Genomic DNA, 7,322 nt, shown 5'->3' on the forward strand with positions numbered 1-7,322 from the left:
AACAGACTATTCAGTTCGCTCCGGGGGACTATAAGAACGGTCATCTAATGACCAACGCTAGCAAAGGTTTGGAGAAGGCTCTGTGGACTGGGCAAGATTTCTGCTTAATTAACTACGATAGAGCCGTAGAAGTCACCTACAACAAGGGACGCTGGTTTGTAAATATGCCTGTAGAGATGGACGTTCCAGAGTCTAAAAATGATGGCAAGACCATCGCACTAGATCCAGGACTGCGTTGTTTTTTGACCGGGTTTGATGGTAATTCTTTTACTGAATTTGGCAAACACGACTTTGGCAAGATTGCTAGGCTGTGTCAACATTTGGACAAAATGCAATCAAAACTTAGTCGCTCTCAAGGTAGCGAGTTTTCTCGATTACGCTATCGATTAAAACAAGCTATGGAAAGGGTGAGGACAAAAATTAAAAACCTACGCTCTGAGATTCACAAGCAAGTAGCAAGTCACTTGGCTAGGAATTATGATGTTATTTACTTACCTACTTTTGAAACTTCTCAGATGGTGGCAAGAGGTACTCGCAAGCTCAATTCTAAGTCGGCGAGAGCAATGATGACTTGGGCATTCTATCAGTTCTCCCAAACTTTAGAACATCTCTGTAATCGTTACGGTTCGAGATTGATTAGGGTAACTGAGGAATATACTTCCAAAACTTGTACGAAATGCGGTCATATTCATAAAAAATTGGGTAGCTCTAAAACTTTTAGATGTCCTAACTGTGGTTATGAAATGCCCCGTGATTTTAATGGTGCTTTGGGGATTTTTCTCAAAGCTTTGTGGGATACCACCATACTCTGGGACCTGTCTGATGAGTGTGCTATATTCAGATTGTTGCCGATTGTCGGGGATTGTCTGGATTAAAAGTATCAGAGTGTCAATCCTTCAGAATTACCACGGCGAACCGATCATTGTAAAAGCGGCCCAATAATAAGGATGCGACAAATTTCGATCGCCCCTGGTGGCCAACTCCGACGGCAAAGGCAGAGCTTGATTGTTGCCCGATCGTACCAAATAACCATCTTGCAACCGCACTTCTCCCCGCAACATCGCCAACTGCGCTTGCCGCAAAGCCTCAGCCTTAATCGGCGCTGTACGCAACTCCTGGTAAAACTCAGTCATCAGCCCCAAAGTAGCAACATCGCTGACATACCACAAACTCGCCAAAGCTGATTTTACCCCCGCGTGCACCGCCAACCCTGCAAACCCCAACTCAGCTTGTTCGTCCCCCACCGCCGTAGTACACGCACTCAAAACCAACAACTCCACCTGCGGGTTAGATAACTTCAACTGATCCAACTGATCCAACCGCAACTTAGTATCCCAAAACTGAATGTAAGAATTTTGGGCTCCCCCAGGCTGAAAATCGCCGTGAGTAGCTAAATGAATAATTTTGTATTGCGGTTGATTGCGCTTCTGCTTCAAATTTGCCAAAGTAAAAGCTTCATTGAGAAAAGACGAACCCGGCCAAATCTTGCCCACAATTGTCGATATTTCCAGCGGCACCGCAGGCAAAGGATTTTGATCGTATTTGGCAGGAAAATTCGACGCACCCATCGCTAACACTTCAGAACCCTTAACATCGGCATAGCGAGTATCAGTTAAACTCAAACTCGGAATCAGCCCCAAACTGTACTTTTCTACCAAAAACTGCTTGCCGTCGTAAAGAGCAGCCAAAGGCAAAGTTCGCAAACCGACATCCATAGAAAACACCAAGGTGTCAATCTTGTTAGCCTCCAATTCCGGTTGCAGCGGTGCAATTAACCACTGGTAAAGTTCCTCGGCAGGTTGCTTGTAGTCAGCAGTATTCAATCTCCTGGGACTTCTGATAGCATTAGTGAATTTTTTAGCAACTTGCAGGACTGTCTCGCGGCTTGCAGGCACGCTTTTAAAAACATTTTTGCCGTCTGGCAATAACAACACAAGTTCTAAATGTTTTTCTTTGGCCCACACGTAAAGGATGGCCGGTTTAACCCCAGTCAACTGATTGACGCTGCTGAGAGTATCTCGAATACTTTGCTGCGTGACGGACTTTTCAGTGACAGTGCCCCCAAAGTAACGTTCAAATTCCCGGCCCTGAGTTCTATCCCTTTGCTGCACTGCGTCGATCGGATTTATTTGCGCGATCGAGTTCGATCGAGAAATCTCAGGAACCCTCACATTCCCGATACTTTCTGCTGTTACCGCACTCGCCGACTTCTGTGAAGTTGCCTGCAAGGTGCCGTTTTCTGTCGTCGCAGGCGCGCCTAAATTGTCTTGTAACACCGACGGCGACAGCAGTACCGAGCCGGCAGCATTCTCGTTCGACTGATCCTCAAAAGAGACAGCAGCAGCTTCTGGCGAGACATTTGCGTTAGTGCTCTTGGGCACCTGCGCTGCGGGGCCGAGACTCACCTGAGTCACAATTTGTTGAGAATTGGCTGTAGTTTTCAGTTCCACGGTGGTAGTTGGTGCCGGACTCGGCACGATCGCCAGCGGCCCGATCGCAGTTGAGGAAGTCGCAGTGTTCGACTTCAAGTTTCCCGTCCCAACAGTCGCCGCCGTGCAGGTTCCCGACGAGCAAGTGCTTTGCAGCAGCGTCTGTGAACCCGATCGAGCCAGCCCGTCTGTAGAAATGCTAACCTCGGCGCGTTCAGCAGCCGTTCCTGTTCCCGCAGCCAGAAACGCTCCCCCAGCTTCGATTGCCACATCGCCGCCCGTATTGCCACGAGCTTTGATCGAAACAACTTCAACATCTTTCTGCCCGGTAATTTGGCTCGAACCCGCACTTCCCGACTGCGAACTCGAATTGATCACCCCTGTAACGATCCGGCCCGGCGCCGCAATCGAAATATTTCCGCCGCTTCTGGCACCAAAAGCATCGATGTTGCCGGTTTCTACCGCACCGGCGCTGCGAATATTGATAGGGCCAGCCTCCCCGGAAGTTGAGCGAGATGAAACCGTACCAGCAGTCAACTTGCCTTGACTGCTAGTGATGTTAATCCCCGCAGTCGAGGTAACGTCTCCGACGGCTACAGTACCGCCCATCAGAGAGATGGTGGCGTTATCAGTGCCGACGATCGCACCCGTTCCCACGATCGCGCCGGTGCCCGACGGCGATTGAATCGTCGTCGGATCTTGAAATGTCACCGCTACTGGCGTGGAATTCGGCGTTGAATTGGGCGCTGGAGAACCAATCGAGATCGCACCGCTACCGTCAGAACGTCCGATCGCGATCGAAGCAAACCCATTCCGAAAAGTGTTCAATTCAGCAGCAGTCAAGTTCAGAGCTTCTGTACTGCCCGAACCTTGAATTATAATATTTTGACTGGGATCGGCCGGTTGCAGCACCAGATTGCCGTTGCTGGCGATCGAATTTTTGTCACCCGTCAAGTCAATCTCGCTGCCGGTTAAAGTAATATTTCCCGGTCTTTTCGAGCCGCCAGCTTCGATCGCGCCCGCAGTGACTCCATTAGGTCCCGTCAGCGTCACATTCCCCGCGCGATCGCCCCTCGTGTCGATCGCCCCAGCAGTCACCGTGCCCTGTGCGGTAACACTAACATCTCCCGCCGAATTGCGTATATCTTGGGAAGAATTGACAGAAGTGTTGATAGTGCGCGCAGTTCCAGTAACTAGCTGACCGGTTGTGACATTGCCTGCGGTGCTGACGATGCGAATTTCCTGATTGTTGGTAGTGATATTTCCGGTACGGATATTGCCGTCAGCTTTGAGAGTAATTGAGGCATTGTCGGCCCCTGTCAGGGAACTTGTGGTAGTGATTGTTCCCAAACCCGCTGGCGATTGAATAATTAGCGGATCGTAAAATGTGAAATCGTTGGCCATCAGAATTGAACCGATACCGTTGCTGCGGCCGATCGTAATTCCAGCAAATCCATTTTGCAAACTTCCGAGGTCGTTTGCCGTCAGATTCAAATAAATATTAGTGCCGACATCTCCAGAACCGCCGATCGCAATATTTTGACCGGGGTTCCAAGGTTGCAGTACCAAAAAGCCAGTGCCGCTGACTGAATTTTTGTCGCCTTTGAAATTAATTTCATTACCAGTCAAAGTAATGTTTCCCGATCCCCCTGCGATCGAGCTCACTCCCAGAACATTCCGAGCCGTCACAGTTACATTACCCGCCGCTTCCGGGCCGCTGGCATCAAGTTTTTGGGCCGTTACGTTCAGGCCTTCGATCGCAATATTCCCGCTGCTGCCGGTGCTGGGATTGGATGAAGAAATATTGTTTGCAACAGTCGAACCCGGACTAATCAAACTAATATTTCCGCCGTTACTTGACAAATTGCCCGCAGTAATTTGACTTCCCTCCAGGGCGATCGCACCGCCACCGGTGCTAATTGTATCGGCCGCATTCATAGAAAAAGCACCCGCACCATTGCGATCGGCATCTGCTCTAAATGTTACCGAACCAGTAGTTGCTTGAAAGCTCAACTGATTGTCCGCCAAATCAGCAATTGTAATATCATTGAGGGCTTCGAGAACCACATTTGACGTAGCCGACATACTTTCCAAAGCTGTAGCCGAAATTGTCAGCGAAGGCTCAGAATTGTTTTCCTGTCCTGGTAGCGTTCCTGTTGCCAAAATATTATTGTTGGCAATTATTTCCGCATCGCCCGCAGCTTCTGGGGAATCTGTAATGAAAATATTTTTAGGATCTAACAGCAAAGTCCCCAAACCGTTTGTCCCAGAGGTATCAACATTACCGTTAAAAATCAATCTTTGCTTGCCCGAAACTTCCACAAACCCCCCAACACCTGCGGTTCCCGTTGCAGAAACGCCCTTTGCGCTGATGCTGCCCAAAAATGCTGTTGTGTTGTCAGCCCAGACCAAAACTCGGCCGCCGTTGCCTGATTCAGTTGCGTTGGCTGCGATCGAACTTTTGCCATCCACGTAAGTCATCCTGGCATTCGGCACAGTTCCCTCGCCTCGGTAATCTCCCCCGATCCGCACCGTTCCGCCACCGTCCGGCCCCGAAGCCTCAATCTTCGCTCCAAACAGCCCTACCTTGTCGCCCAACACGTTGACGCTGCCTCCGACGCCCCCCCTGGCAGACACGTCCGCAGAACCCGCTACCAGCGCAGTTCCAGCACCGGCAGGCACTGTTTGGCCGCCTGTGAGCACGACTTCACCTTGAGCGTTCGTAGTTATACCCGTAGCGTTAGCCACGCCGGGGCCCGAAAGCAGTCCAGGTAAACTCAGCGGAGAGAAGGGAACACCTTCGGAACCCGACACTCCGGCTGCTGGAGAAACTTCTAAACTCAGCAAAAGTCCGTTTTGACTCAACCGCACCAGATTTTTGTCTCCAACCGCCACCACAGTAATTTGACCGCCTGGGGCTGAAAGTGGGCCCGTACTGATCACCGTACCGCCCAGCAAAGTCAAATTTTGCCCGGTTCCGACAGCCAAGTTACCGGCATTGACAATACTCGCGGGCTGTGGGCCAAAAACAAAAGCATTCGGCGTTCCGACGAGGGCCGCGAAGTCGTTCGCCCCAGTACCGTTGAACCAGCCGTTGTCAAAACCGATACCGCTAGCGGTGGTAGCAAAAAAAGACCCGGACACATCGAGTCGGGCATTTGCTCCGAAGATAATGCCTGCGGGATTCATCAGCAACAAATTAGAATTGCCGCCGCTAACTTGAATTAGGCCGTTAATTAAGGAAGCGTCGCCCCCGACAACGCGGCCGAGGATATTTTTAACGCTTGGGTTGGAGATGAAATTGGCAGTTTCGCCAGCATTCAGACCAAACCGAGTAAAACTGTGGAACAAATTTGCTCCGTCTCTGGAGGTAGTGCCACCTTTAATGTCGTAGCGAGGAGGCGACCCTGTACCTGGGGCAGTGACAGCGGTTCCGGTGCCGTCTGGGGCTGGAGTAATAGATTGTGCTGCAGCAATTTGAGATTGGGGATAAATTGCCACCAGTACCCATCCCCTGCTGTTTTCTTTGAGGAAAACCAGGTTGGGGAAAAAATCTAATATCAAAAATCCAGCAAAGGGAATTGCTGCCAGAATCGACCGCACAGCACGTTGAGCATTCATAAGTTTGCCTCGGTCTAGACCTTAATTCGAGTTGAAAATTGAGATTTTAGGTAAAAAAGAGTCGATCGCACCCCTATGCTGACACTTCTTAACGCGAACTCTCGATCGCAAATCTTAAAATTTAAGTCTAAATTTGATTGTGTCACCAACATAGCAAAGACTGGCAGTAAGTGTCGAAACACAGGAAGTTTAAACAGAGAAAATTATGAGCGATCTAATTGTCCGTCGGATCGGTTTAACTGGGGGCATCGCCACGGGTAAAACCGCTATATCTAATTATCTGGCAGATGCCTGTGGATTTCCGATTTTAGATGGCGATATTTACGCCCGCGAAGCTGTGAACCCCGGTTCGCCAATACTTGACTCTATTGTAAAACGATACGGCGCGGGTATTTTGCTCCCGGACGGCAATTTAAATCGGCCAGAGTTGGGAAGTATTATTTTTTGTAACGCAGACGAGCGGCAGTGGTTGGAACAACAGATTCACCCTTACGTGCGCCGCCGATTAGTTGAGGAAACTCAAAGCTGCATTGCTGCATCGAGTTTGGTATCCCAAGGGACACAGGATTTAAGTACAAAGACTCAAGAAACCGACTTGTTTGACCACAAGCTAGAACCGAGTATTGTTGAAAAAAAACCCGGTTTCTGTGCCAAGGCTGACACGTTGACTTTGGTTTTGGTAGTGCCGCTGCTGTTTGAAGCTAACATGACTGACTTGTGTACCGAAATTTGGGTAGTGTACTGTTCACCCGAAGTGCAGTTAGAACGACTAATGCAGCGAGACGGCTTAAGTTACGATCGAGCTAATGCCCGTATTAACGCCCAGTTGCCACTAGCTCAAAAGTGTCAACAAGCTGACGTTATTTTGGACAACTCGTCAACCCTCGACTCGCTATTCCTGCAGGTAGATGTGCAAGTCAGTCGCTGTGAGATTTGATACTTGAGATTGACTCGGCGATATCAGTTTTAAAACCTGGTTTTTTTAATTCCTGCGCGGCAGTTCGATTTGAGAGTTGAGATTTGAGATTGACTCCACGATTTTGTGAACGGGCTTTTTTTCCCCAACCGCTTTCGACTCCTCTTTCGGAGTGGCGCGTCAGCGCTCTTGTCACAAAGCCAGATCAGAAAAGATCAGAAAAAATAAAAGGTTCACAATTTATTTAAAAATACAATAGCAACCATTTATGAAGTTAATGTAAGGAACCCCACGCTTAAAAGCGGGGGCTTTTAGGAAGTCCGGCTCGATCGCCAGCGGTGAAAGAAGAAAGCCCG

Annotated in this window: 3 protein-coding genes; 2 read left to right on the forward strand and 1 reads right to left on the reverse strand. The window is 49.4% G+C overall.

Annotated features, from left to right (window positions below; all coding sequences use genetic code 11):
• Window positions 1-875 (forward strand): transposase (locus tag QUA00_RS35645; RefSeq protein WP_333413258.1); only part of this gene is annotated, 875 nt, incomplete at its 5' end.
• A 27-nt stretch (window positions 876-902) separates the two neighbouring features.
• On the opposite strand, the gene QUA00_RS35650 is transcribed toward QUA00_RS35645, so the two are convergent.
• Window positions 903-6,050: a CHAT domain-containing protein gene (locus QUA00_RS35650; protein WP_333413259.1), complete on the reverse strand. Its 5,148-nt coding sequence runs from the start codon at window positions 6,048-6,050 to the stop codon at window positions 903-905.
• Window positions 6,051-6,255: 205 nt separating this feature from the next.
• On the opposite strand from QUA00_RS35650, the gene coaE reads away from it, so the two are divergent.
• Window positions 6,256-6,987: a dephospho-CoA kinase gene (coaE, locus tag QUA00_RS35655; RefSeq protein WP_333143412.1), complete on the forward strand. Its 732-nt coding sequence runs from the start codon at window positions 6,256-6,258 to the stop codon at window positions 6,985-6,987.
• Window positions 6,988-7,322 lie beyond the last annotated feature (335 nt).

The sequence above is a fragment of the Microcoleus sp. T2B6 genome (genome assembly GCF_036700475.1).
Taxonomy (GTDB): domain Bacteria; phylum Cyanobacteriota; class Cyanobacteriia; order Cyanobacteriales; family Microcoleaceae; genus Microcoleus.

What these genes read in the sequence shown, in the direction of transcription:
- coaE (WP_333143412.1), top strand. Translation starts at nt 6,256, where the DNA reads ATGAGCGATCTAATTGTCCGTCGGATCGGTTTAACTGGGGGCATCGCC.
- QUA00_RS35650 (WP_333413259.1), bottom strand. Translation starts at nt 6,050, where the DNA reads ATGAATGCTCAACGTGCTGTGCGGTCGATTCTGGCAGCAATTCCCTTT.